The 23,342-nt window shown below is 60.0% G+C and carries 26 protein-coding genes; 13 read left to right on the plus strand and 13 right to left on the minus strand.

Annotated features, from left to right (window positions below):
* Nucleotides 1-102 precede the first annotated feature (102 nt).
* Nucleotides 103-1,422, plus strand: coding sequence for a glycolate oxidase subunit GlcF (glcF, locus tag N2601_RS01750; RefSeq protein WP_104822103.1), 1,320 nt, complete (start codon nucleotides 103-105; stop codon nucleotides 1,420-1,422).
* 59 nt (nucleotides 1,423-1,481) lie between these two features.
* Here the strand turns inward: glcF and N2601_RS01755 are convergent, their stop codons facing one another.
* The 4 genes from N2601_RS01755 to N2601_RS01770 form a co-directional block, all read right to left on the minus strand.
* Entirely contained in the window at nucleotides 1,482-1,829 is a 348-nt protein-coding gene (locus N2601_RS01755) for a DUF6881 domain-containing protein (protein WP_104822104.1), read from the minus strand.
* A gap of 76 nt (nucleotides 1,830-1,905) precedes the next feature.
* Nucleotides 1,906-2,574 carry an outer membrane protein gene (locus tag N2601_RS01760; RefSeq protein WP_104822105.1) on the minus strand — a complete coding sequence of 223 codons (669 nt, stop codon included), beginning with the start codon at nucleotides 2,572-2,574 and terminating at the stop codon, nucleotides 1,906-1,908.
* Nucleotides 2,575-2,899: 325 nt separating this feature from the next.
* The gene (locus N2601_RS01765; protein ID WP_104822106.1) at nucleotides 2,900-3,601 is read right to left on the minus strand and encodes a L,D-transpeptidase; all 702 of its coding nucleotides are present in this window, start codon (nucleotides 3,599-3,601) and stop codon (nucleotides 2,900-2,902) included.
* Between the two features lie 202 nt (nucleotides 3,602-3,803).
* On the minus strand, nucleotides 3,804-4,601 hold the full coding sequence (locus N2601_RS01770; protein ID WP_104822107.1) for a L,D-transpeptidase: 798 nt from the start codon (nucleotides 4,599-4,601) through the stop codon (nucleotides 3,804-3,806).
* A 302-nt stretch (nucleotides 4,602-4,903) separates the two neighbouring features.
* Between N2601_RS01770 and N2601_RS01775 the strand changes: the two genes are divergently transcribed.
* Both N2601_RS01775 and N2601_RS01780 read left to right on the plus strand, forming a co-directional pair.
* Nucleotides 4,904-5,533 carry a DNA-3-methyladenine glycosylase I gene (locus tag N2601_RS01775; RefSeq protein WP_104822108.1) on the plus strand — a complete coding sequence of 210 codons (630 nt, stop codon included), beginning with the start codon at nucleotides 4,904-4,906 and terminating at the stop codon, nucleotides 5,531-5,533.
* An 8-nt stretch (nucleotides 5,534-5,541) separates the two neighbouring features.
* Nucleotides 5,542-6,066, plus strand: a complete 525-nt coding sequence (locus N2601_RS01780) for a hypothetical protein (protein ID WP_445944976.1) — start codon at nucleotides 5,542-5,544, stop codon at nucleotides 6,064-6,066.
* A gap of 17 nt (nucleotides 6,067-6,083) precedes the next feature.
* On the opposite strand, the gene N2601_RS01785 is transcribed toward N2601_RS01780, so the two are convergent.
* Nucleotides 6,084-6,788: an HAD family hydrolase gene (locus tag N2601_RS01785; RefSeq protein ID WP_104822110.1), complete on the minus strand. Its 705-nt coding sequence runs from the start codon at nucleotides 6,786-6,788 to the stop codon at nucleotides 6,084-6,086.
* Between the two features lie 304 nt (nucleotides 6,789-7,092).
* Here N2601_RS01785 and N2601_RS01790 point away from each other — a divergent pair, with 304 nt between their 5' ends.
* Nucleotides 7,093-8,142: an aldo/keto reductase gene (locus N2601_RS01790; protein WP_104822111.1), complete on the plus strand. Its 1,050-nt coding sequence runs from the start codon at nucleotides 7,093-7,095 to the stop codon at nucleotides 8,140-8,142.
* Nucleotides 8,143-8,187: 45 nt separating this feature from the next.
* Here N2601_RS01790 and N2601_RS01795 read toward each other — a convergent pair whose 3' ends face one another.
* Entirely contained in the window at nucleotides 8,188-9,213 is a 1,026-nt protein-coding gene (locus N2601_RS01795; RefSeq protein ID WP_104822112.1) for a zinc-dependent alcohol dehydrogenase family protein, read from the minus strand.
* A 110-nt stretch (nucleotides 9,214-9,323) separates the two neighbouring features.
* On the opposite strand from N2601_RS01795, the gene N2601_RS01800 reads away from it, so the two are divergent.
* A complete protein-coding gene (locus N2601_RS01800) occupies nucleotides 9,324-10,226 on the plus strand; it encodes a LysR family transcriptional regulator (RefSeq protein WP_104822113.1) in 903 nt (300 codons plus the stop codon).
* Nucleotides 10,227-10,502, plus strand: a complete 276-nt coding sequence (locus N2601_RS01805; protein ID WP_104822114.1) for a LysR substrate-binding domain-containing protein — start codon at nucleotides 10,227-10,229, stop codon at nucleotides 10,500-10,502. It begins immediately after the preceding gene.
* A 57-nt stretch (nucleotides 10,503-10,559) separates the two neighbouring features.
* Here N2601_RS01805 and N2601_RS01810 read toward each other — a convergent pair whose 3' ends face one another.
* From N2601_RS01810 to relB, 3 genes are read right to left on the minus strand one after another with little or no spacing between them, the layout of a single operon-like run.
* Nucleotides 10,560-11,108 carry a 2'-5' RNA ligase family protein gene (locus N2601_RS01810; RefSeq protein ID WP_104822115.1) on the minus strand — a complete coding sequence of 183 codons (549 nt, stop codon included), beginning with the start codon at nucleotides 11,106-11,108 and terminating at the stop codon, nucleotides 10,560-10,562.
* A 57-nt stretch (nucleotides 11,109-11,165) separates the two neighbouring features.
* Nucleotides 11,166-11,435 carry a type II toxin-antitoxin system RelE family toxin gene (locus tag N2601_RS01815; RefSeq protein ID WP_104822116.1) on the minus strand — a complete coding sequence of 90 codons (270 nt, stop codon included), beginning with the start codon at nucleotides 11,433-11,435 and terminating at the stop codon, nucleotides 11,166-11,168.
* On the minus strand, nucleotides 11,419-11,646 hold the full coding sequence (relB, locus tag N2601_RS01820) for a type II toxin-antitoxin system RelB family antitoxin (protein ID WP_104822117.1): 228 nt from the start codon (nucleotides 11,644-11,646) through the stop codon (nucleotides 11,419-11,421). The genes N2601_RS01815 and relB overlap by 17 nt, the downstream gene beginning before the upstream one ends.
* A gap of 166 nt (nucleotides 11,647-11,812) precedes the next feature.
* On the opposite strand from relB, the gene hisS reads away from it, so the two are divergent.
* From hisS to hisG, 3 genes are all read left to right on the plus strand, one after another.
* A complete protein-coding gene (gene hisS, locus N2601_RS01825; protein ID WP_104822118.1) occupies nucleotides 11,813-13,336 on the plus strand; it encodes a histidine--tRNA ligase in 1,524 nt (507 codons plus the stop codon).
* Between the two features lie 156 nt (nucleotides 13,337-13,492).
* Nucleotides 13,493-14,611, plus strand: coding sequence for an ATP phosphoribosyltransferase regulatory subunit (locus N2601_RS01830; RefSeq protein WP_104822119.1), 1,119 nt, complete (start codon nucleotides 13,493-13,495; stop codon nucleotides 14,609-14,611).
* Complete coding sequence (gene hisG / locus N2601_RS01835; RefSeq protein WP_104822120.1) at nucleotides 14,611-15,306, plus strand: ATP phosphoribosyltransferase; 696 nt, start codon at nucleotides 14,611-14,613, stop codon at nucleotides 15,304-15,306. The genes N2601_RS01830 and hisG overlap by 1 nt, the downstream gene beginning before the upstream one ends.
* A gap of 80 nt (nucleotides 15,307-15,386) precedes the next feature.
* Here the strand turns inward: hisG and N2601_RS01840 are convergent, their stop codons facing one another.
* Nucleotides 15,387-15,830 carry a DoxX family protein gene (locus N2601_RS01840; protein WP_104822121.1) on the minus strand — a complete coding sequence of 148 codons (444 nt, stop codon included), beginning with the start codon at nucleotides 15,828-15,830 and terminating at the stop codon, nucleotides 15,387-15,389.
* Nucleotides 15,831-16,044: 214 nt separating this feature from the next.
* On the opposite strand from N2601_RS01840, the gene N2601_RS01845 reads away from it, so the two are divergent.
* Nucleotides 16,045-16,752, plus strand: a complete 708-nt coding sequence (locus N2601_RS01845; RefSeq protein WP_104822122.1) for a glutathione binding-like protein — start codon at nucleotides 16,045-16,047, stop codon at nucleotides 16,750-16,752.
* 64 nt (nucleotides 16,753-16,816) lie between these two features.
* Here N2601_RS01845 and N2601_RS01850 read toward each other — a convergent pair whose 3' ends face one another.
* From N2601_RS01850 to groES, 3 genes are all read right to left on the minus strand, one after another.
* Nucleotides 16,817-17,263: a hypothetical protein gene (locus tag N2601_RS01850; RefSeq protein ID WP_199773562.1), complete on the minus strand. Its 447-nt coding sequence runs from the start codon at nucleotides 17,261-17,263 to the stop codon at nucleotides 16,817-16,819.
* A 589-nt stretch (nucleotides 17,264-17,852) separates the two neighbouring features.
* The gene (gene groL, locus N2601_RS01855) at nucleotides 17,853-19,493 is read right to left on the minus strand and encodes a chaperonin GroEL (RefSeq protein WP_104822124.1); all 1,641 of its coding nucleotides are present in this window, start codon (nucleotides 19,491-19,493) and stop codon (nucleotides 17,853-17,855) included.
* A gap of 75 nt (nucleotides 19,494-19,568) precedes the next feature.
* A complete protein-coding gene (gene groES / locus N2601_RS01860; RefSeq protein WP_004109735.1) occupies nucleotides 19,569-19,865 on the minus strand; it encodes a co-chaperone GroES in 297 nt (98 codons plus the stop codon).
* Nucleotides 19,866-20,131: 266 nt separating this feature from the next.
* Here groES and N2601_RS01865 point away from each other — a divergent pair, with 266 nt between their 5' ends.
* The 3 genes from N2601_RS01865 to N2601_RS01875 all read left to right on the plus strand — a co-directional run bounded on the left by N2601_RS01865 (nucleotide 20,132) and on the right by N2601_RS01875 (nucleotide 23,339).
* Nucleotides 20,132-20,953 carry a chromate resistance protein ChrB domain-containing protein gene (locus N2601_RS01865; RefSeq protein WP_104822125.1) on the plus strand — a complete coding sequence of 274 codons (822 nt, stop codon included), beginning with the start codon at nucleotides 20,132-20,134 and terminating at the stop codon, nucleotides 20,951-20,953.
* Nucleotides 20,950-22,386 (plus strand): chromate efflux transporter, encoded by a 1,437-nt coding sequence (chrA, locus tag N2601_RS01870; protein ID WP_199773520.1) that lies wholly within the window; start codon nucleotides 20,950-20,952, stop codon nucleotides 22,384-22,386. Before N2601_RS01865 ends, chrA begins: the two co-directional genes overlap by 4 nt.
* Before the next feature lie 104 nt (nucleotides 22,387-22,490).
* The gene (locus N2601_RS01875) at nucleotides 22,491-23,339 is read left to right on the plus strand and encodes a TIGR01459 family HAD-type hydrolase (protein WP_104822127.1); all 849 of its coding nucleotides are present in this window, start codon (nucleotides 22,491-22,493) and stop codon (nucleotides 23,337-23,339) included.
* Nucleotides 23,340-23,342: the final 3 nt, after the last annotated feature.

The following is a 23,342-nucleotide window of genomic DNA, read 5'->3' on the forward strand; positions in this document are numbered from 1 at the left end:
TGACCTTGTTTGCAGCGGTTCCTCGATTCTCTCGCCGGCAAAAACGAGGGAGGAAGGCACGTTTCCCCTTCTCCCCGCTGGGGCGAAGGTAGGGACAGCCTGATGCAAACCAACTTCACCCCCGCCCAGCTTGCCGATCCACATGTCGCCGAATCCGAGGCGATCCTGCGCAAATGCGTCCATTGCGGCTTCTGCACCGCCACCTGTCCGACCTATGTGACGCTCGGCAATGAACTCGACAGCCCGCGCGGCCGGATCTACCTCATCAAGGACATGCTGGAAAACGGCAGGCCTGCCGACGCCGAGGTCGTAACGCATATCGACCGCTGTCTCTCCTGCCTTGCCTGCGTGACCACCTGTCCCTCCGGCGTCGACTATATGCATCTGGTCGATCACGCCCGCATCCATATCGAAAAGACCTACAAGCGACCGGTGATGAACCGGTTGACACGCAGCGTGCTGGCCGCGGTCCTGCCGTATCCCGGCCGGTTCCGCCTGGCGCTCAAGCTTGCTCGTATGGGCCAACCCTTCAAGGGATTGATGAAGCGCATTCCGGGGTTGAACCCCTTTGTTGCCATGCTTGATCTTGCACCACGCTCCATCCCGGCGCCGTCACCTCTTGCCAAGCCCGGACGGCACCAGCCGCAGGCGGAGCGGCGTGGGCGGGTGGCGATCCTGACCGGTTGCGCCCAGCCGGTGCTCGATCCCGCCATCAATGAGGCGACCATACGGCTTCTCGCCCGTCTCGGTGTCGAAGTGGTGGTGCCGGAGGGCGAGGTCTGCTGCGGTTCGCTGGTGCATCACATGGGCCGGGAAGAACAGGCGCTGGCCGGTGCCCGCGCCAATATCGATGTCTGGATGCGCGAGATCGAAGCCGGTGGGCTCGATGCGATTATTATCACGGCGTCAGGTTGCGGCACGACGATCAAGGACTATGGCCATATGCTGCGACTCGATCCGGCCTATGCGGACAAGGCCGCACGAATCTCCGCACTCGCCAAGGACATCACCGAATATCTCGCAAGCCTCGATCTGCCCTCGCATATGCCGCGCGGCATCACCGTCGCCTATCATTCCGCCTGCTCGATGCAGCACGGCCAGAGGATCACCATGGCGCCGAAACTGCTGCTGAAGGCAGCGGGGTTTACCGTGCGCGATCCGGCGGAAGGGCATCTCTGCTGCGGCTCGGCCGGCACCTACAACATCATGCAACCGGAAATCTCCGGCGAGCTGAAGGCGCGCAAGGTCAGGAACCTCGAGGCGACAAAGGCTGATATCATCGCCACCGGCAATATCGGCTGCATCACGCAGATCGCGACGGGAACGGACATGCCGATCCTGCACACGGTCGAATTGCTGGATTGGGCCTATGGCGGCGAGATGCCGGCAAAGCTGAAAGGGTTCAAGCTGGCGGCCGCTTAGGACAACAACAGGAAAAGTGGGAAGCGGCCTGCCGACCGATCGGTGAAAAGCCGAAGCGCTTAGTGCAGCCGCCTCGACGGCGATGGCCGATGTGCCCGCCATTCCATCTCGAATTTGTCGGCGCCGATAAGCGTCAGGCTTATCCGGTCCTGCCCTTCCTCAATAAAGACACCGTCGACCAATCCGGCAACGCCGTCATAGAATGAACCTTCAACGAGACTGCTGAGACCCGCCCTGTCGCACATCCGGCCGGAGAGATCGGCAATGGAGAGACATTCCCTGCTGCCGTCGGCAAACACGTCGATAAGCCGAGGAACGTCTCCCTCGGTGTCGACTTCGTAATAGACAATGACCGGCTCCGCGCTTTCCGGATGGATCCAGTCACATCGGTAATAGGAAAAGCTCATGCCCCTATTGTCTACTACAAAAACCCCTAAATCGGAACAGATTTAGGGGTTTCGGCAACTATAGTGGCCACGTTATTTAGAAGTTGAATGACACACCGAAATCGATGGCATGGGTGAAGACATCGGTCTTCAGGTTGGCGCCGCTGTCGATCGGGACGTTCACGAAGTTGTAGTTGCCCTTGTATTCGACGAAGGTCGCCCAATGCTGGCTGAGCTGGTAGCTGATGCCAGCCTGCGCCTGCAGCGATGCGCCGCCGAACTCGTAATCGAAGGTGCGGCCGGAGGCGCGGGTCACTTCGACATGCGGCACGTTGATGCCGGCGCCGAGGCCGACATAGGGCGTCCACTTGCGGCTCGGATCCTGGAAGCGATAGAGCGCATTCAGCGTCAGCATATTGAGGCCGTCGGTGAACTCGAAATGCGACCAGCCGGGCGTATTGCCAAGATCGCCATAGACCTTGGCATGGGTGTAGTCGAGCGAGACACCCCAGTTCGACTGATTGAATTCGTCCAGCCACCAGATGCCGCGGACACCGAAATAGGGCGGCATCTTGAAGGATTTGCCGGACCAGTTGGGATCGAAATCAGCCCCGTCAGACGTCTTGACGTTGTTGCCGGTTGCGCCCTGGAAGCCGCCGTAAGCCGAAAACTGCATCTCTGCCGAAGCCGAGCCGGCGGCAAAGACGAAAGCTGAAATCGCAAGCGCGGCCACAGCCGGCTGCCTGATGCGAAATGCGCGATGCATGTAAAATCCCCAACTGGCAAAGTGTCGCTATCTAAACGTGCTTATGTGACAGTTCTATTGCAACGTCGCCTGATCGGAGTGGCTTAGGCGGGAAAGCTGACACCAAACTGAACCAAAAGGGCAGTTTGCCGGGCGCCGGACGCGATAAGTTTGGGGATGTTACACCTGCGCCACAGTGCGTGTTGTCGGACGAGTACGTTTCGGTCAAAAGGGAGCGACATACGTCACCATCTCCCCCCGAGGTGGGGGAGATGTCACGATAGTGATAGAGGGGGATCAGACGTCCCGCCATGCCGAAACGTCGTGATTGGGAAGTGCGCGCTGCTCAGCCGCCGAATATCGTCCGCAACAGGTCTATGCCGCGATCGTCGTAGCTGACCTCGCCCTGCTTGTTGCCGGGGCCGACGACGATGACCTTGGTGCCGACGGGAGCGCGGTCGTAGAGATCCACCACATCCTTGTTCATCATGCGGATGCAGCCGGACGACATGTTGAGCCCGATGCTCCAGGGCTGGTTGGTGCCGTGGATGCGGAAGGCGGTGTCGTTGCCGTTGCGATAGAGATACATGGCGCGGGCGCCGAGCGGGTTGCCTTCGCCGCCTTCCTGATAGGCGGGCAGCTTATGGCCCTTCTTGGCTTCGCGAACGATCATCTCCGGCGGCGGCGTCCAGCCTGGCCACTCAGCCTTGCGGCCGATTTTGACGACGCCGGACCAGCCGAAGCCGTCGCGGCCGACACCGATGCCATAGCGCCGCGCCCGGTCGTCGCCTTCAACGAGGTAGAGATATTTATTGTTGGTATCGATGATGATCGTGCCCGGTGCCTCATTGGTTACAAGCCGCACGATCCGCCGCTGAAATTGCGGCTTGACCTGTCCCTGCGGCTGCATTGCCACGCGGATCACATCGGTTCGCGTTACCTGTGCGACATGCGGTGCAGAGGCGCTAAAAGCTGCCGCATCCGATGCCGCCATAAGGCACGACATAACCATGCCCGCCGCCGCCACGACCGGTAGTATTGATTTCATCCGTCATTCCCCTCTCGAGTTAGCCGGCAGGAAACTAACGAAACTTGCGATAGGATCAAGATGAAATCGCGGATGACAAAGATCGCGCCGATGGAGCGGCTGCCCGTTCCAGCATCCGAAAGAGCGTTATTGTCGAGTTATATCAATGCTTACAACAGGGTTGCTGCGCCGATCGCGCCGTGCGCAGCAATCTTGGTAGCAATCACATCACTATAACGCGTGTCCCGACTTTTACACGATCGTAGAGGTCGATCACGTCTTCATTGCGTAGACGGATGCAGCCGGATGACACGGCATTGCCGATCGTCCAGGGCGCATTGGTGCCGTGGATGCGGTAGAGGGTCGAGCCGAGATACATGGCGCGGGCGCCGAGCGGATTGGCTTCGCCGCCTTCCATATGGGCCGGCAGATAGTGGCCCTTTGCGGCTTCGCGCGCCAACATTTCCGATGGCGGCGTCCAATCGGGCCATTCCTGCTTGCGGGTGATGGTATGGGCACCGGCCCATTCGAAGCCGGGTTTGCCAACGCCGACGCCGTAGCGCCGCGCCTTGCCGCCGTCCATCACCAGATAGAGGAAGCGATCGTTGGTGTCGATGACGATGGTGCCCGGCCTTTCCTTGGTCGGGTAGTCGACGATCTGCGGCAGGAACTGCGGGTCGATTTGGCCGCGGACCGCCGGATATTGCGGCCGCACGACCGCGACTTGCTGCACGACGGGACGCGAAAACAGGCCGCGCGGCTGGATTACCCGCCGTACCTGCGGATTGACGGCCTGGTCTTCCGCCGGATTGTTCATGGGATTGACGGCCTGGCGCACCATGCGGCGAGAGGGATAGACCGCCGGCTGCACATCGGCGCCGCCGAGCTGCATCACCCAGGGGGCGGTCAGATCGGGGCTGACGATGACAGGCGGGCGCGACTGGTAACGGTCGTCGGCGAAAGCGCCGGAGGCGAGCAGGCTCAAAGCGCCGGCGGCAAATAAAATGCATTGTTTCATCATCGGACAAACTCTCTACAAACGGGCCGAGGATGGGCGTAATTGCGCCCGGTCAGGAACATGGTGCCACTTGCGCGCCAGCGAATGGTAAACATCTATTCATCAAAATGCCGCGAAGCCGATAAACCTTTGTCAGGGTTACCGCTTGGTTTGGAAAGACGGTTTGCAAGTGGTAAACCGTGAATCGGGATGACTTGCCTTCGAATCGTTCTCTCGATCTTAAGTATTTGATTGGCATGATCTTATCCGAGAGCTGCCCGCCAGTTTTCGGGATCGGGTTCTGAAATAGGGGACGAACTGCAACAATGGCCGGAACAGGCATCATCACCGGTGAGGATGGCAAGGACCGTTGCTTCTGGCACGGCAATCTGCCGGAGTATCAGCGTTATCATGATCAGGAATGGGGCCGGCCCGTCATCGACGACATCAGGCTTTTCGAAAAGATCTGCCTGGAGGGGTTTCAATCCGGCCTGTCATGGCTGACGATCCTGCGCAAGCGCGAGAATTTCCGCGCCGCATTTGCCGGTTTCGATTTCGAGAAGGTGGCCGATTTCGGTGAGGCCGATATCGAACGCTGCCTCGGCGATGCCGGCATCATTCGCCATCGCGGCAAGATCGTCTCCACCATCAACAACGCCCGCCGTGCGATTGAGCTGCGCCAGGAATTCGGCTCGCTCGCCCGATATTTCTGGAGCCACGAGCCATCAGCCGAAGAGCGGCCGGCCTTCGTCGATTATCCGACCCTCGTCGCCAATCCGACGACGCCGGTGTCGGTGCGCATCTCGAAGGATCTGAAGAAACGCGGCTGGACTTTCGTCGGCCCCACCACAGTCTATGCCTTCATGCAGGCCATGGGCCTTGTCAACGATCACATCGAAGGCTGCTATTGCCGGAAAGAGGTGGAGGCGATGCGCAGTGCATTGGTACGGCCATGAAACGCGTGATGCTTGCCTTTTCCTTGCTCGCGTTCGCCCTGCTCGGCGGTCAAGCCGCTTATGCGCAGGATACTCAGGACGATGACAGCACCCAGGGCGCTGAGCAGACACCGCTTCCGCAACTCGATCGCGGCGAAACCGTGGAAAAGCTCGGTTTCCCTGCCGTCGTGGAGAAATTGACGGGCTGGACGAAGTTTGGCAAAGGTAAGGTCTACACGCTGCCGCTCAAGAAGGGCCAGCACGTCCGCATCACCTTCAGCTCGAAGAGCAAATACGCCTATATGGCGATCTTCGATCTCTCCTCGAATGATGACGAATCCTTCTTCGGCACCGATGAGGATGGCATGGTCGCCGATGTTACCGTCAACGAGGACACGACCTGGCTGATCAAGCCCTATTACTCCCGCGTTACCCGCCGCCGCGGCCTCGGCGCACCCTACGAAATCCTCATCGATCCCAACCCGCCGGCCACACAACAATCGAACAAGCCGGCTGATCAGGCGCCCGTGTTGTTTCCACCGAAGGCAAAATAAGGGGTGGTGAAGGATGATTAGGACAGCCCCTCGATCACTCCATGTAATTCCCCAAGATGTCCGATCTTCCGAAATCTCGGCGCCTCGGTCGGTTCGTCGATGTGTTCGAAGGCCCAGGTAAGTTCGTGCGGCACGAAGACGCCGTAGCTGCCGGCGGCGAGCGCGGGCACGATGTCTGACTTCAGCGAATTGCCGACCATCATCGCCCGCTCCGGCCCGTCACCGACCTTGGAGAAAATACGGCGATAGGTGGAGGCATTCTTGTCGGAGACAATTTCGATGGCATCGAAGAGATCGCCGAGGCCCGATTGCGCAAGCTTGCGCTCCTGATCAAAAAGATCGCCTTTGGTGATCAGCACCAGCAGGTAATTGCCCGTCAGGGCTTCCAATGTCTCCCGCACATTGGGAAGTGTTTCGACGGGATGGGCGAGCAGAATGCGGCCGATGTCGAGAATTTGCGCGATCACTGCCGTCGGCACTTCGCCCTTGGTGATCTCGATCGCCGTCTCGATCATCGACAGCGTGAAACCTTTGATGCCGAAGCCGTAACGGTGCAGGTTGCGCTTTTCGGCTTCCAGCAGTTTTTGGGAAATATTCTCGCTCTCGGCATAGTCGGCAAGCAGTTCGATGAACTGCCGTTCCGTCAGACGATAGAATTGTTCGTTTTGCCAGAGCGTGTCGTCGGCATCGAAGCCGATCGTGGTCAAGGGTCGTTGCGTCATCGAAATTCTTGCTCTTGCCGATTAAATGGATGTGAGAGTCTATCGCGCGTCGAAATGGAGGCAAGAGTGAAGCGCTGGTAACTGCATCGTGATCGGTGCCGGGTATCGCGTTGAAATCGGATTCCGGTGCATTATGTCGATGTTGTCTTGATGACGGCGGCGCCAAGACCGCTCCTCGATGACCTTCTCCGGACCTCCCCAAGGCAGCGCGAATGAGCGGCTGTCATGCCGAGGTCAATAGCCAAGAGACAAGAATTCACCGGCCGGAAGCCGCCTTCCGGCGGATCACAAGGGATTTCTTCAAATGCGTTATAATCAACTCGGCAATACCGGCATGTTCGTCTCAGAACTTTGCCTGGGTACGATGACCTTCGGCGAAGCCAATCCTAACAGCACCTGGGGTGCCATCGCCGATGTCGATCAGGCGACGGCCGATAAGATCGTCGAAAGCTCGCTCGCTGCCGGCGTCAACTTCATCGACACCGCTGATGTCTATTCCGTCGGGAATTCGGAAAAGCTGCTCGGCCAGGCCCTGAAGAATGTCGGCGTGCCGCGCAAGGACGTCATCATCGCCACCAAGGTCTACGGTGTCATGGGTGACATGCCCAACGATCGCGGCGCGTCGCGCGGCCATATCATGGATTCGGTCCAAGCCAGCCTAGAGCGGCTGCAGACCGATCATATCGACCTCTACCAGATCCATGCCACGGATTCGGTGACGCCGATCGATGAGACCTTGCGTGCGCTCGATGATCTCGTTTCTCGCGGATTGGTGCGCTATGTCGGCGTATCCAACTGGCAGGCTTGGCGTATCGCCAAGGCGCTCGGCATTTCCGAACGCCGCGGCTTTGCCCGCTTCGAAACGGTGCAGGCCTATTACTCCATCGCCGGCCGCGATCTTGAGCGCGAAATCGTGCCGCTGATGGCTGAGGAGAAGCTTGGGCTGATGGTCTGGTCGCCGCTTGCCGGCGGTCTTCTTTCCGGAAAATATGGTCCGGGTGCACCCGGCAACGGCGAAGGACGCCGCGCCAGCTTCGACTTCCCGCCCGTCGATAAGGATCGCGCCTGGGCCTGCGTTGCCGCCATGCGCGAAGTGGCCGAAAAACACGGCGCGAGCGTCGCGACCGTGGCACTCGCCTGGATCCTGGCGAAACCCTTCGTCACCAGCATCATCATCGGCGCCAAGCGTCTCGACCAGCTCGACCAGAATCTGGCAGCGGTCAAGCTGAAGCTCGATGCAGACGATCTCGCCAAGCTGGACGAGGTCAGCGCGCTGGCTGCGGAATATCCCGGCTGGATGATCCCCCGCCAAGGCGCCGCCCGCCGGCCGCAGCCTTTTGAACCGAAGGCTTGATATCCTGCGAAGGCCGTGCCGCCCTTCGCGGCGGCCCGGCTGCTATCAAAGCTCGATGACGATCTTGCCGAAGGCACCGCGATCGAGATGATCGAAGGCCTCCGGAACCTCGCCGAAAGCATAGCGGTGGGCGATGACGGGCTTCAGGCCGATGCTGTCCACCGCACGTACGAAATCTTCAAGCGAGCGGCGATGGCCGACGCTGATGCCTTGCACGACGGGAGACTTCAAAAGCAGCGGCGCCGCCGGACCGGAAATGTCGAAGCCCTCCAGAACACCTATGACGGAAATACGGCCATGAGGCGTCACCGCCTTCAGCGACTGAGCGAAGTTCGGTCCGCCGGCGATTTCAATGATATGGTCGATGCCGCGATCGTCGGTAATGCGATAGACCTCCTCCACCCAATCGCTGGTATTGCGGTCGATGCCGTGATGGGCACCGAGCGCCTTTGCCCGTGCCAGCTTCTCCGGCCCTGATGAGGTCACGAACACCTCGGCTCCCTGGGCGGCGGCGATCTGCAGGCCGAACAGCGCCACGCCACCGGTTCCCTGCACCAGCACGCGATCGCCAGGCTTGATCTTGCCGCGTTCCACCAAGGCGAACCATGCCGTCAGACCGGCGCAAGGCAGTGTGCTTGCCTCGGCGTCATTGAGGCTCTTGGGCGCCGAGACGAGCCAGTCCTGCGGCACGGCGATATATTCGGAGAGAACGCCGGGATAGAAGCCGCCAAGCGTCTTATAAGGAGGATTGCGGGCATCGCCGAGCGGCTTGTCGTCGATCCAGCCCGGGTGGAAGGTCGAAATGACACGATCGCCGGTCGAAAATCTGGTGACATCGTCTCCCACCGCTTCGACGACGCCCGTCATGTCGGAAGCCGGCACGAAGGGAAATTGGATCGGCAGGCCCATGCCGGTCTCGCGAACGAGCTTGTCGCGATAGTTCAGCGAAACCGCCTTGACCCGCACGAGGACTTCGCCGCGGGCAGGCGTGGGAACCGCTGTTTCCGTGAGGTTCAAGGGGGCGCCGACGGCGATTGTCTCGAGGGTCCAGCGCTTCATAATCTTCGTCATCATGATCTCCTGTGAGGAATTGGAAGCAATGGAGCCACTATATCGTTGCCTCTTGATCGTCAGTGGCGATATAAATTCCGCTAACTGGTTCCTATGAGGAAGCAATCGTCATGAATGACATGCTCAACGGCATTCCGGAATTCGTGGAGGCAGTCGAAGCCGGCGGCTTTTCGGCGGCGGCGGCGCGCATGAATCTGTCGCGCTCGGCGATCGGCAAGGCCATCGCAAGACTGGAGAGGCGCCTGAACACTCGCCTGTTTCATCGCACCACGCGCATGCAGAGCCTGACAGATGAAGGCCAGGCTTTTTACGAGCGCTGCCGCCGGGCACTGGACGAGATACAGTCGGGCGAGGCCATGCTGGAATCGGGAAAGCGCGAGGTCACGGGGCGCCTGCGCATCTCCATGCCCGTCCTCTTCGGCCGCCGCTGTGCCGCGCCGCTGCTGCTGGAACTAGCCCGCATGCATCCCAAGCTCGAACTGGATCTCTCCTTCAGTGATCGGGTGGTCGATCTCTTTGAGGAGGGGTTCGATCTGGCCATTCGCAACGGCGTGCTGCGCGATGAAGCCGGCCTTGCCGCCCGCAAGGTCGCCCTTCATCGCATGACGCTCTGCGCGTCGCCGGATTATCTTGCCGCAAGAGGCGCGCCGCAGGCCATCGACGACCTCGCCGGCCATGACCTCATCGTCTATGCGAGATCGGGCGAAACGAAGAAATGGACCTTCCTGCAGGAGAACGGCACGGCCGTTGATTATTTTCCCGAAACGCGTCTGCGCTTCGATGATCTGGAGGTCCTTGCCGACGCGGCGGCGTCCGGGATGGGGATCGCGTGGCTGCCTTGCTGGCTGGTGCGTGACTACGTGGCTGCCGGCACGCTCACGCCGGCGCTGAAGAATGTTTCCAGTCGAGCCGTCAATGTCTACGCGGTTTGGCCGCAGGTGCCGCAGCTCTCGTTGAAGATGCGTGCGGTCATAGACCTCCTGGCGGCACGCCTGCCTGATATTATGAATTGAGTGCAGGCGGAAAAATCCGGCCGTTCCAGTCCGCTTGCGGTCAACGATGCCGAAGCTCTGCTTCAGGCTGCTGTTGCAGGATTAGGGCGCGCGCTCCTGCCGAAAATTCTGGCCGACAATGTCGATGGGCTTTGTCGCGTCGATAGCGGCGACAGAAACCCGCCGACGCGTGGGATATGGCTGCTCATACACGCCGAGCTTCGCCACCTCGTTCGCATCCGAGCCGTTTCCGATTGGTTGGATACTGTATTTCGCCGTACGCATCTCGAACAATGAAAGAAGCGGCATAGAGCCGCCTCCACTCTCTGACTTACTTGCCGTACTTGATTGGGCTCAAGGGCCCCCGGCAGCATAGCGAGGCGCCAGTTTGACCGCGCTCAGGATCTCGACGGGAGGATATCTCACGCAATCGGCAACATCGAACGTCACGGTAAACCTGGCCGGCGTTTCCGCAGCCCAGGTCAGCGCTGTTTCGGCCGATGCCATCGGGATTTTCATCGCGATCGTGCAATGAGGTTGCCAATGGTCGGGACGATAATGCTCATCACATAGGATAGGATCGATTTCTCGGTGAACAGCCTCGTGGGCGTGTCGCAAGGCGCTATCATCGACGGGACGCGCCCAAAGTACCAGCACGTCATGCCTGAAGTGCCGGATGCCTGAGAATTCCACGGACATTGCCGGAATCTCGTGAAAAGCCTTGCGAACGGCCTCGCAGAGACGGTCTGGCGAGATATCTTCGTAGATGGCAAAGGTCAGATGCGGAGGATAGTTCAGCCCTTGCATCGACGGCACGGTTTCAAAGGCGCTGGCCTGCCGCCAGAGATCGAGGACAGGCAACGCCGTATTGTTGGTGGATTTCAGGCTGATCGCATAGGGCATGGTTTCCACGTCCGGGTCGTCCGCTCAAATTCCCACGCACACCGCAGTAAGGGGCGCTCAACGATAGATGTCGCGACGGTTGCCGATTTCGACGACTAACACGACCAGCCGGCTATCCTGCAGATCGCAAATGATCCGATAGTCGCCAACCCGATAACGCCAATAGTTTCCGAGTTTTGCACCTTGCAAAGCGTCGCCGACCTGGCGCGGATCGTGCAGGCTCGGAAGACGCTCTTCCAGAAAGTCCCTTATTCTCCTGCGTGTCTTTGGGTCGAGTTTTTCAACGAATTTGCGAGCAGATCGGGCGTACTCAATCGTCCAGACCACGCCAGAACTCCTCGGAGCTTACGATCTCGTCTTCGCCCTTCTTAATCCGCTCCATGGCCCGCTCAGCCAAATACACGTCCTCCAGGTCCTGCAGATGTGCTTCAATCGCCTGCCGGATATAGTAGGTTGCTGTACGACCGGTGCGTTCGGCCAGAGCCTGTAGGCGCTCATAGGTCTCATCTGGCAAACGGATAGCTGTCTGCTTGCTCATTAAAGTTGGTCCCTGTAACAGTCGGGATGCGTGTATCCCAAATATAGATGCTTCAGGTCCGTCTGTCACTGTCAGTTTTGTCAGATGAGAACATACACAATCCTTGCCGCATCCCGCGCTATCCGCTAGTTAACCGCCACTGTTCCCGTACCGGATTATCCTGCAAATGAGCGATAAACAAAAGAAACCGCAGAAGCTCAAGGCCCGCTTGCCGCGTGGCTTTGTCGATCGTTCGGCGAGCGATATTCGCGCCGTCAACGAAATGACCGCCAAGATCCGGGCCGTGTATGAGCATTATGGTTTCGATCCCGTCGAAACGCCGCTGTTCGAATATACCGATGCGCTCGGCAAGTTCCTGCCCGATAGCGATCGTCCGAACGAGGGCGTATTCTCGCTTCAGGATGACGACGAGCAGTGGATGTCGCTGCGCTACGACCTGACGGCGCCGCTCGCCCGTCATGTCGCGGAGAATTTCAACGAAATCCAGCTTCCCTACCGCACCTATCGTGCCGGCTATGTCTTCCGCAACGAGAAGCCAGGCCCGGGCCGCTTCCGCCAGTTCATGCAGTTCGACGCCGATACGGTCGGCGCGCCGGGCGTGCAGGCCGATGCCGAAATGTGCATGATGATGGCCGACACGCTGGAGTCGCTTGGCATTAAGCGCGGCGACTATGTCGTCCGCGTCAACAACCGCAAGGTTCTGGATGGCGTGCTCGAGGCGATCGGTCTCGGCGGCGACGACAAGGCGGGCCAGCGGCTGAACGTGCTGCGCGCCATCGATAAGCTCGACAAGTTCGGGCCGGAAGGTGTTGCGCTGCTGCTCGGGCCGGGCCGCAAGGACGAGTCCGGCGATTTCACCAAGGGTGCCGGGCTGAACGCCGACCAAATCGAGAAGGTGCTCTTCTTCGTCGGTATCAAGGATTATGCCGAAAGTGCCGTCCGGCTTGCTGAGCTTGTCGCCGGCACGTCCAACGGCAGCGAAGGCGTCGAGGAGCTGAACCTGATCGGCTCGCTCGTCACCAGCGCCGGCTATCATTCCGATCGCATCAAGATCGATCCGTCCGTCGTGCGCGGCCTCGAATATTATACCGGCCCGGTCTACGAAGCCGAGCTCCTGTTCGACGTTACCAATGAAAAGGGCGAAAAGGTCGTCTTCGGCTCGGTTGGCGGCGGTGGCCGTTATGACGGACTCGTCTCACGTTTCATGGGGCAGCCGGTTCCGGCCACGGGCTTCTCCATCGGCGTCTCGCGCCTGATGACGGCCTTGAAGAATCTTGGCAAGCTCGGTCAGGACGAGGTGATCGCCCCCGTCCTGGTCACCGTCATGGACGGCGATGTCGAGGCGATGGGCCGCTATCAGCGGATGACGCAGCAATTGCGCGCCGCCGGTATCCGCGCCGAGATGTTTCAGGGCAATTGGAAGAAGTTCGGCAATCAGCTCAAATATGCCGATCGCCGCGGCTGCCCGATCGCCATCATTCAGGGCGGCGACGAGCGCGCGCAAGGTGTCGTGCAACTCAAGGATCTGATCGAGGGCAAGCGCCTCTCCGGCGAGATCGAGGACAATGCGAGCTGGCGCGAGGCCCGCGTCGCGCAGGAAACCGCGCCGGAAGCCGATCTGGTGACCAAGGTGCAGGAGATTTTGGCGGCGCAGGCGGAAGACCGCAAGAGGGCGGCCGGCAATGTCTGAGTGTGCGGCCTTGCCCCTCACCCTAGCCCTCTCCCCGCAGGCGGGGCGAGGGGACGACCTCTTGTGTCGCGCCCTGTCGATCTTCACGAGGTTGAAGGGCGATGGAAGATGCGTCTATTCCCTTCTCCCCGCCGGGGAGAAGGAGGAGGTACTCCCATGCCCCTGATCAACCTCCCAGATTTTGCCGGCGATCTCCTAGCCGAGTTCGGTGCCCGCGGAACGGAGCGGGTGGATACGCCGATCATCCAGCCGGCCGAGCCCTTTCTCGACATGGCGGGCGAAGACCTGCGCCGCCGTATCTTCATGACGGAGAACGAGACCGGTGCCAGCCTCTGCCTGCGTCCCGAATTCACCATTCCTGTCTGCCTGCGTCATATCGAGACCGCGACCGGTACGCCGAAGCGCTATTCCTATCTTGGCGAGATCTTCCGCCAGCGCCGCGAAGGCGGCAATGAATTCTATCAGGCGGGAATAGAAGATCTTGGCGACCGCGATATCGCCGGCGCCGACGCCCGCCTCATCGGTGATGCCATCGGCATTCTCAATCGGCTGGTGCCGGGCAGGGCGCTATCGGTGACGCTCGGCGATCAAGCCGTTTTCGAGGCCGTCGTGCAGGCGCTCGGTCTGCCCTCCGGCTGGCAGAAGCGCCTGGTGCATGCCTTCGGCAATATGACGCAGCTCCAAACGCTGCTGGCACGGCTCGCAAGCCCGCAGCCGGTCACTGGCCTTGATCCGCATGTGTTTGATTTTCTGACGCGCGGCGACGAGCAGGGGCTGGTCAAGCATATCGACAGCACCATGAAGGCGACCGGCTATTCCACCAATGCCAGCCGCTCGCCGCAGGAGATCGCCCGCCGTCTTCGCGAAAAGCTGGTTCTCTCGGAAACGCGGCTCGATGATGCCGCTTTCGGTGTCCTGGAGGAATTCCTGTCGCTCCGCCTGCCGCTCGCCGAGGCATCTTCCGCGCTGGCCGGCTTTGCCGATGCGGCCGGGCTGAAGCTCGGAACTGCGCTTGAGCGTTTCGATGCCCGCGTTGCGGCCCTTGCCAAGGCCGGCGTCAACGCTGCCCAGATCGAGTATCGCGCCGCCTTCGGCCGTCCGCTCGACTATTACACCGGCCTCGTCTTCGAGGTGATGGTGGAAGGATCGCCGGCAGTGCTCGCCGGCGGCGGCCGTTTTGACCGGCTGCTGACACTGCTCGGCGCCAAGGACCACATTCCGGCCGTCGGCTTCGCGCTCTGGCTCGACCGCATCGAAACCGCGAGGGCCGCCTGATGACCATCACCATAGCGCTTCCCTCCAAGGGCCGCATGAAGGACGATTGCTCGGCGGTCTTCGAGCGCGCCGGCATGCCCATCGTCGCCGTCGGCAATGATCGCTCCTATCGCGGCCGTGTCGAAGGCTGGGACGGCGTCGAGATCGCTTTCCTGTCGGCCTCGGAAATCTCGCGCGAGATCGGCAACGGCAGCGTCGATTTCGGCATTACCGGCGAAGATCTCGTGCGCGAAGGCATGGCGGAGGCCGATCGCCGTGTCGAATTCTGCGCAAGGCTTGGTTTTGGTCATGCCGATGTCGTCGTCGCGGTGCCGGATATCTGGCTCGATGTCGATACCATGGCTGATCTCGGCGACGTCGCCGCCGATTTCCGCGCCCGTCATGGTCGCAGGCTGACGGTCGCGACGAAATATTGGCGGCTGACGCAGCAGTTCTTCTCCAGCCAGCACGGCATCCAGCTCTATCGCATCGTCGAAAGCCTCGGCGCCACCGAAGGAGCACCCGCTTCCGGCTCGGCCGACATCATCGTCGACATCACCTCCACCGGCTCGACCTTGCGGGCGAACCATCTGAAGGTTCTGTCTGATGGGATCATCTTGCGCTCCGAGGCCTGCCTCGTCCGGGCGCGCAAGGAAAGCCATGAGAGCGATCCCTTGGTTCAGCGCATCATCGTCGCCGTACGCGGCGCGCTTTGATATTTGCCGATCTGTTTGACGATACAAAAAACCCGCCGGAAATTCCGGCGGGTTTTTGATGCTTGGGAGGCCTTGAGCGATCAGGCGGCTGCGTAGGCGCCGCGGCGTGCGTCGAGCGAATAGGCGCCCGGGCCATTGGTGGCGAGCATGATGTAGGCGCCAGCGAGCGTGACGTTCTTCAGGAAGTTGACGAAGTTCAGGCCGTTGATCCAGCCATTGGCGGCAGCCGGAAAGTCAGGAACGTTGACGGTCGGCAGGTGGAAGACAATGCCGGTGAAGACGCAGAACAGGGCGAGCAGCCAGCCGACGATGCGGATCTGGAAGCCGACGAGAACGCAGACGCCGGTCACGAATTCGAAGGCACCAGCGAGATAGGTGAGAAGCGTGGCGGCAGGCATGCCGGCGCCGGCAATCATGCCTGCGGTGCTTGACGGATCGGCAAGCTTGCCGAAGCCGGCGAAGATAAACATGAAGGCGAGCAGGATGCGCGCCACAAGGATGATGATGTTATTGGTGTTGGACATGACGGTCTCCTGTAAAGGTGGTGAGTGCCGCGAGCGACAATTTCTGAGACCCGTTATTCGCGATTTTAGTGCGATTGGAAAGATAAACAAGTGCGCACGATTAGTTCACAATTGTTGAACAATCTCCCTGCGGTCGACATCTTCCCATATGCTCCATATCGATTATGTTGGCGCGAATTCATTCGCCAAATCATGATTTTCAGAAGGAAGCCCCATGGCCGATCTGTCTTCATTTCCAATTACCAAGCGCTGGCCTGCCAGCAATTCGGATATTATCCAGCTCTACTCACTGCCGACGCCGAACGGCGTCAAGGTATCGATTGCGCTCGAAGAACTTGGCCTTCCCTATGAGCCACATCTGATTTCCTTTAGCACCAACGACCAGAAGTCGCCGGAATTCGTCTCGCTCAATCCCAACGGCCGCATTCCCGCGATCATCGATCCCAACGGCCCTGACGGTAAGCCGATCGGCCTGTTCGAATCGGGTGCCATCCTCGTCTATCTCGCCGAAAAGACAGGTAAGCTGATGCCCCGGGATGCGGCCGGGCGCTATGAAACATTGCAATGGGTGTTCTTCCAGATGGCCGGCATTGGCCCGATGTTCGGACAGTTCGGCCACTTCTTCAAATTCGCCGCCGACAAGGTCGCCAACAACGCCTATCCGGTCGAGCGATATCGTGATGAAAGCAAGCGCCTGTTGAGCGTCTTGGAAAGCCGCCTGCAGGGCCGCCAGTGGATCATGGGCGACGAATATACCATCGCCGACATTGCCACTTTTCCGTGGGTCCGGGGCGTCGATGTCTTTTACGGCGGCCGGGAAGTTCTCGATTTCGCAAGTTTCCCGGCGGTCACGGATTGGCTTGAACGCGCTATCGCTCGCCCGGCGAGCCAACGCGGGCTGAACATCCCGAAACGGGATTGATCGCGAGTATTTCCGCGCAAGATGCAAGGCCGGTCCGAAAGGATCGGCCTTTTGCGTTTAGGATCTACTGCCGGCTCGCCAACTGGCTGCCCGGCTCGAGCTTGAAACGCGGAAACAGGAAGACGCCCACCATGCTGCCGGCGTGTTTTCCTTCCGTGCCGATGGATTCGCCGACGCAGAAGATCGGTTGGCGGTGGCCCCCGACGCCGAGTGCGGTGGTGGAGTAGCAGAAGCTGGACGAGGCGGTTGCTGCCTGCTCGAACAGGTCGAGGATGCGGGCACGGTCATGGGCGTCGTAGCAATGCATCAGGCTCAACAGGCCGCATTCGGACGAAGTCAACCCGTGCAGCATCGTGCCCCATTGACCGAGCTTGATGATGCCGCTCGATAAATCACCGGTCCATCCCTCGGAGACACAGAACTGCGCCAGAAGATCAGGGTCATGTCCACTGAACTCCAATGACCCCGGAGCGAAAGGTGCAGCAAGATTGGCTTTGGCGATCTTGAACAAGATATTCCCCAGCTTGAGGCGCGGGTTCCCCTGCGCGCGCTTCAATCGAATTCCATGCCTTATTGATCAGAGCGTGGCTCCGTATATTGCACAGCTATGGATCGCGAAGGCATCCTCGCTGAACCCATCCCCCCGGGCGTGCTTCCGGATCGTCAATTGAATGCTTCAAGTCACTTCAAGTAATGATTCTACCTGAACTATCTATCCAAAAGGTTATGACGGTGCTTGCCCGCGGATAAGGTGGGCCGAAATCAAGTAAAATTTGTGTGCTCTGCAACAGTCCCCCCGAACGTCATTGCGCTGCGATTTATAGGAGCTTTTATAAAAACGGCAATGGGGCAATTTGCGTAAATTTGCGCAGTTACAAAATCTGTCGAACCTTGCGCGGCGGCAGGTTCATCATAAATGAAAAGGGCGACCCGAGGGCCGCCCTTCGTCAATTCCGGATGCCGGAACGAACAGTCGCAATAAGGCTGACGCCCTATCACATCATGTCCATGCCGCCACTTCAGGCCGCTTGGCGGCCTGAAGCATCAAAGATGCATGGGCGAAGCTTTATGGACATTCCTGTGATCGGGCTGACGCCCTATCACATCATGTCCATGCCGCCCATGCCGCCCATGCCGCCTGGCATGCCAGCCGGAGCGTCCTTCTTCGGCAGCTCGGCGATCATGGCTTCGGTGGTGATCAGCAGCGAAGCAACCGAAGCTGCGTCCTGCAGAGCCGTGCGAACGACCTTGACCGGGTCGACGATGCCCATGGAGATCATGTCGCCATAGACGCCCGTCTGAGCGTTGTAGCCCCAGTTGTCTTCGTTCTTGTCGAGGATCTTGCCGACAACGATGGAGGCTTCATCACCAGCGTTTTCAGCGATCTGGCGGCAAGGAGCCTGCAGAGCACGGCGGATGATGTTGATGCCGGCTTCCTGGTCGTCGTTTTCACCCTTTGCGGTGATCTTGACGGAGGAGCGCAGCAGAGCCGTGCCGCCGCCCGGTACGATGCCTTCCTGAACAGCAGCGCGCGTCGCGTTCAGAGCGTCGTCGATGCGGTCCTTCTTTTCCTTGACTTCGACTTCCGTCGAGCCGCCGACGCGGATGACGGCAACGCCGCCAGCGAGCTTGGCAAGACGTTCCTGCAGCTTTTCGCGGTCGTAGTCGGAGGTGGTTTCTTCGATCTGGGCCTTGATCTGGGCAACGCGGCCTTCGATGTCGGACTTAGCGCCCGAACCGTCGACGATCGTGGTGTTTTCCTTGGAGATCGAAACCTTCTTGGCGCGGCCGAGCATGTCGAGGGTGACAGATTCGAGCTTGATGCCGAGGTCTTCGGAGATGACAGTGCCGCCCGTCAGGATGGCGATGTCTTCCAGCATGGCCTTGCGGCGATCGCCGAAGCCCGGAGCCTTGACGGCAGCGATCTTCAGACCACCGCGCAGCTTGTTGACGACGAGCGTAGCAAGAGCTTCGCCTTCGACGTCTTCAGCGATGATGAGGAGCGGCTTGCCGGTCTGCACGACAGCTTCGAGAACCGGAAGCATGGCCTGCAGGTTCGAGAGCTTCTTCTCGTGCAGGAGGATGAACGCGTCTTCGAGGTCGGCGATCATCTTTTCCGGGTTGGTCACGAAGTAGGGGCTGAGGTAGCCGCGGTCGAACTGCATGCCTTCGACGACTTCGAGTTCGGTTTCGGCGGTCTTGGCTTCTTCAACCGTGATGACGCCTTCGTTGCCGACCTTCTGCATGGCTTCAGCAATATCGAGACCGATCTGCTTTTCGCCGTTTGCGGAGATCGTGCCGACCTGTGCGACTTCTTCCGAGGTGTTGATCTTCTTGGCCTTGGCCTGGAGATCCTTGACGACTTCAGCAACGGCGAGATCGATGCCGCGCTTCAGGTCCATCGGGTTCATGCCGGCTGCAACGGCCTTGGCGCCTTCGCGAACGATGGCCTGGGCGAGAACGGTTGCGGTCGTGGTGCCGTCGCCGGCGATGTCGTTGGTCTTCGAAGCAACTTCGCGGACCATCTGTGCGCCCATGTTTTCGAACTTGTCTTCGAGTTCGATTTCCTTGGCGACGGTGACGCCGTCCTTGGTGATGCGCGGAGCGCCGAAGGACTTGTCGATAACGACGTTACGACCCTTCGGGCCGAGCGTGACCTTCACTGCGTCAGCGAGGATGTCGACGCCACGAAGCATCTTTTCGCGGGCGCTGCGGCCGAATTTTACTTCTTTAGCTGCCATGTTTGAAACTCCTGAATTCGCGTTGTCCGGGTTTATGGCCCGTCAGCTTTATCGGAAAAGGGGAAATCGGCTGGATTAGCCGATGATGCCCATGATGTCGGCTTCCTTCATGATCAGAAGGTCTTCGCCGTTGAGCTTGACTTCGGTGCCGGACCACTTGCCGAACAGAACGCGATCGCCAACCTTGACGTCGAGTGCTACGACCTTGCCGGATTCATCACGGGCGCCAGAACCGACGGCGACGATTTCGCCTTCCTGCGGCTTTTCCTTGGCGGTGTCCGGAATGATGATGCCACCCTTGGTCTTTTCTTCCGACTCGACGCGACGAACGACGACACGGTCATGAAGGGGGCGGAAATTGGTGCTTGCCATTGTCTAATCCCTCGATCAAATGACATTCACGGATCAGCGGGGATCCGTATGGGGCTTTGTTAGCACTCTGCCTCAGCGAGTGCTAGCGGACGGTGATTTAGGATTGGGCGCTAAACGAGTCAAGAATGTGTCCGTGAATTTTTTCGGACAGCTCTTCGTTGACTCGCCGCAGCTTTTGCCGGAAAATCTTCAATATGGGGTTTGCGAATACCCCACGAGGCGTCATGCCGGAGTTTCGCGTCCATCTCTTTTGGAAGGGACGTAACATGACTTCGTTCAACGCCATCACTCCCGAAAAGCTTCTTCGTCTGCTGGGTACGCCGAAAGCGCCCGCAATACTCGATGTTCGAGACGCCGATGATTTTGAGGCCGATCCTTATCTGCTGCCGGCCTCGCGACGTCGGGATCATGAGAACGTTCAGGCTTGGGCCGCCGAATTTCGCGGCCGCAATGTTGTCTGCCTCTGTCAGCATGGCGGCAAGCTCAGCGAAGGCGTCGCCGCCTGGCTGCGGCTGGCCGGTGCTGCGGCGGAAATCCTCGATGGTGGCCTCGATGCCTGGCGGGCGGCGGGATTGCCGCTGATCCCGGTTTCGATTCTGCCTGGAGCCAATGCGTCGGGTGCGACCGTGTGGGTGACCCGCGCCCGGCCGAAGATCGATCGCATCGCCTGCCCCTGGCTGATCCGCCGCTTCGTCGATCCCGGCGCGTCGTTTCTCTTTGTCACGCCTCAGGAAGTCGACGGCGTCGCCCAACGTTTCGGCGCGACGCCCTTCGACGTGGAAGGGGTATTTTGGAGCCATCGCGACGAGGAATGCACTTTCGATACGATGGTAAAGGAATTCCGGCTCGAACTCCCGGCGCTTCATCATCTTTCCCGCATCGTCAGGGGCGCCGATACCAACAGGCTCGACCTCGAACCGCAGGCGGCCGGCTTGCTTGCCGTCTCGCTCGGATTGTCGCGCATGTATGCTGACGATATTGAACAGTTGGATGCAGGGATGTTGTGTTATGACGCGCTTTATCGCTGGGCGCGCGACGCGACGCAGGAAAAGCATGACTGGGTATCGCATGGAGCAAAAAAATCGTGAGTGAAACCGTTTTGGTTGACGATCTCGCCGCGACCCCATCCCTTAGTGAGGCCACGCGTGTATGGGCGCGCGTTGGCGTATTAAGCTTCGGAGGCCCGGCCGGGCAAATCGCGTTGATGCATCGCATTCTGGTCGATGAGAAGCGTTGGATCGATGAAGAGCGCTTTCTGCATGCACTGAGCTATTGCATGCTGCTGCCGGGACCGGAGGCGCAGCAGCTCGCCACCTATATCGGCTGGCTGCTGCATGGCATCCGTGGCGGCCTGATCGCGGGGCTTCTGTTCATCGTGCCGGGCTTCGCCGTTATCCTGGCGCTATCGGCCTTCTACGCCCTGTTTCACGATACCACCCTGCTTGCGACGGTCTTTTTTGGCATTAAGGCCGGTGTGCTGGCGATCGTGCTGCAGGCGCTGATCCGGCTGAGCGGCCGGGCGCTGAGAACCCGCTTTCATATTGCAGTCGCGATCGCAAGCTTCACTCTGCTTTTCGTCTTCGATCTGCCATTTCCGCTGGTGGTGCTTTTGGCCGGCCTCTCGGGTTATGGCCGGGTTCTCTATCGCGCTTATCATGATGATCACTGGCGGCCGCGACTGCCTCGGCTTGCCATTACCAATATCGGCATCGGAGCGCTGCGAAGTGGCCGCCTGCGGACCGCTGCGGTCACGCTCTTATGCTGGCTGGCGATCTGGCAGGCGCCGCTGTTGCTGATCCATGTCATAAATGGACCCAAGGATATTGTCGCCGAAACGCTAAGTGGCGGCACAAATGTCTTCGGCGCCATCTTCTCCTTCTTCTCCCGCATGGCAGTGGTTACCTTTGGCGGCGCCTATGCCGTGCTTGCCTATGTCGCGCAGACCGCTGTCCAGCATTACGCCTGGCTGCGGCCGGGCGAGATGCTGGATGGTCTGGCGCTGGCGGAGACGACGCCAGGACCGCTAGTATTGGTCCTCTGTTTCGTCGGCTTCATGGCCGGCTTCCGCAATCCCTTCGGCTTCGATCCGTTGACGGCAGGGTTCCTCGGCGCCAGCCTCGCGGCGTGGGCGACGTTCGCACCGAGCTTTCTTTTCATTTTCGCCGGCGCCCCTTTCATCGAGCGTCTGCGCGGTCACGCCGGTCTGTCGGCGGCTCTTGCCGCGATAACGGCTGCGATCGTCGGCGTCATGGCCAATCTGTCGGTTTGGTTTGGCCTGCATGTGCTCTTCGCCGATACCGGGCGGCTCGTTCTTTTGAGCCACCGCGTCAAGATTCAGGGTGGGGACTATGCCAACGTTCCGATCGCCGGCATTGCCTGGCCGGTCTGGACTACGCTTGATGTTTCCGCGCTGCTGCTTTTCATTCTCGCCACTGTGCTCGTCTTCCGTCATCGGGCAGGGGTGGCAACCGTACTCGGCATATCTGCCTTGGCCGGTTGCCTGCTGCGCTTCGCCGGATGAATCGGAAGCGGTCTATGTGCGGTGCAAAAACCTGCGCTCCGCTCTTGTAATTTGCCGGCCGGTTTGCAATGTCAGCCCGTGATTTCTTTGACCACGAGGACTGCATGGGCAAGCGTATCGAAAGCTTCCGCGAGATCGGCAAACTTTATGATGTCGCGCTCTGTGATGTCTGGGGCGTGCTGCACAACGGCGTGTCGGTATATGAGGACGCGCCGGTTGCGCTGGAAGCTGCGCGCGGCGAAGGGCTGACCGTCGTCCTCATCACCAATTCTCCCCGCGTGGCGCCGAAAGTGGTCGAGCAATTGCGCCAGATCGGCGTTCCCGACAGCGCCTATGACCGCATCGTTACCTCCGGCGACGTGACCCGCCGCCTGATTGCCGAGGGTCCAAAAAAGGTATTTCTGCTCGGTCCCGAGCGCGATATCGCCATTATCGAAGGGCTGGATGTAGAACGCGTCGAAGCCGATGAGGCCGAATGCATCGTCTGCACCGGCTTCTTCGATGACGAAACCGAGACCCCCGACGATTATACCGACATGCTGAAAGCCTGGTCGGCCCGCAACGTGCCGCTGATCTGCGCCAATCCCGATCTCGTCGTTGAGCGTGGCCACCGCATGATCCCCTGCGCCGGCGCCATGGCCGCTTATTACGATCGGCTCGGCGGCGAGACGCGTATTGCCGGCAAGCCGCATCAGCCGATCTACGATGCCTCGATCGCAGCGGCCCGCGAAGCGCGCGGCGAATTCCCGATGTCGCGTGTTGTCGCGATCGGTGACGGCATGCCGACCGATGTGCGCGGCGCGCTCGATTACGGCCTCGATCTTCTTTATATAAGCCATGGTATCCATGCCCGCGAATATGTCGTCGACGGTCACACCGACGAGGCAGCGCTTGGCGCCTTCCTGGCGCGCGAACAGGCGTCGCCGAAGTGGTGGATGCCGCGCCTTGTCTGAGGA

It is taken from the genome of Rhizobium sp. CB3060 (assembly GCF_025200735.1).
Lineage (GTDB): Bacteria > Pseudomonadota > Alphaproteobacteria > Rhizobiales > Rhizobiaceae > Rhizobium.

Coding starts and splice junctions, on each gene's coding strand:
- N2601_RS01795 (WP_104822112.1), bottom strand. CDS start 9,213: ATGACGAAGATTATGAAGCGCTGGACCCTCGAGACAATCGCCGTCGGC.
- N2601_RS01800 (WP_104822113.1), top strand. CDS start 9,324: ATGAATGACATGCTCAACGGCATTCCGGAATTCGTGGAGGCAGTCGAA.
- N2601_RS01840 (WP_104822121.1), bottom strand. CDS start 15,830: ATGTCCAACACCAATAACATCATCATCCTTGTGGCGCGCATCCTGCTC.
- N2601_RS01765 (WP_104822106.1), bottom strand. CDS start 3,601: ATGAAATCAATACTACCGGTCGTGGCGGCGGCGGGCATGGTTATGTCG.
- N2601_RS01755 (WP_104822104.1), bottom strand. CDS start 1,829: ATGAGCTTTTCCTATTACCGATGTGACTGGATCCATCCGGAAAGCGCG.
- N2601_RS01865 (WP_104822125.1), top strand. CDS start 20,132: ATGACTTCGTTCAACGCCATCACTCCCGAAAAGCTTCTTCGTCTGCTG.
- N2601_RS01775 (WP_104822108.1), top strand. CDS start 4,904: ATGGCCGGAACAGGCATCATCACCGGTGAGGATGGCAAGGACCGTTGC.
- glcF (WP_104822103.1), top strand. CDS start 103: ATGCAAACCAACTTCACCCCCGCCCAGCTTGCCGATCCACATGTCGCC.
- N2601_RS01785 (WP_104822110.1), bottom strand. CDS start 6,788: ATGACGCAACGACCCTTGACCACGATCGGCTTCGATGCCGACGACACG.
- N2601_RS01770 (WP_104822107.1), bottom strand. CDS start 4,601: ATGATGAAACAATGCATTTTATTTGCCGCCGGCGCTTTGAGCCTGCTC.
- hisS (WP_104822118.1), top strand. CDS start 11,813: ATGAGCGATAAACAAAAGAAACCGCAGAAGCTCAAGGCCCGCTTGCCG.
- hisG (WP_104822120.1), top strand. CDS start 14,611: ATGACCATCACCATAGCGCTTCCCTCCAAGGGCCGCATGAAGGACGAT.
- groES (WP_004109735.1), bottom strand. CDS start 19,865: ATGGCAAGCACCAATTTCCGCCCCCTTCATGACCGTGTCGTCGTTCGT.
- N2601_RS01830 (WP_104822119.1), top strand. CDS start 13,493: ATGCCCCTGATCAACCTCCCAGATTTTGCCGGCGATCTCCTAGCCGAG.
- N2601_RS01790 (WP_104822111.1), top strand. CDS start 7,093: ATGCGTTATAATCAACTCGGCAATACCGGCATGTTCGTCTCAGAACTT.
- N2601_RS01810 (WP_104822115.1), bottom strand. CDS start 11,108: ATGCCCTATGCGATCAGCCTGAAATCCACCAACAATACGGCGTTGCCT.
- N2601_RS01845 (WP_104822122.1), top strand. CDS start 16,045: ATGGCCGATCTGTCTTCATTTCCAATTACCAAGCGCTGGCCTGCCAGC.
- N2601_RS01875 (WP_104822127.1), top strand. CDS start 22,491: ATGGGCAAGCGTATCGAAAGCTTCCGCGAGATCGGCAAACTTTATGAT.
- relB (WP_104822117.1), bottom strand. CDS start 11,646: ATGAGCAAGCAGACAGCTATCCGTTTGCCAGATGAGACCTATGAGCGC.
- N2601_RS01760 (WP_104822105.1), bottom strand. CDS start 2,574: ATGCATCGCGCATTTCGCATCAGGCAGCCGGCTGTGGCCGCGCTTGCG.
- N2601_RS01780 (WP_445944976.1), top strand. CDS start 5,542: ATGCTTGCCTTTTCCTTGCTCGCGTTCGCCCTGCTCGGCGGTCAAGCC.
- groL (WP_104822124.1), bottom strand. CDS start 19,493: ATGGCAGCTAAAGAAGTAAAATTCGGCCGCAGCGCCCGCGAAAAGATG.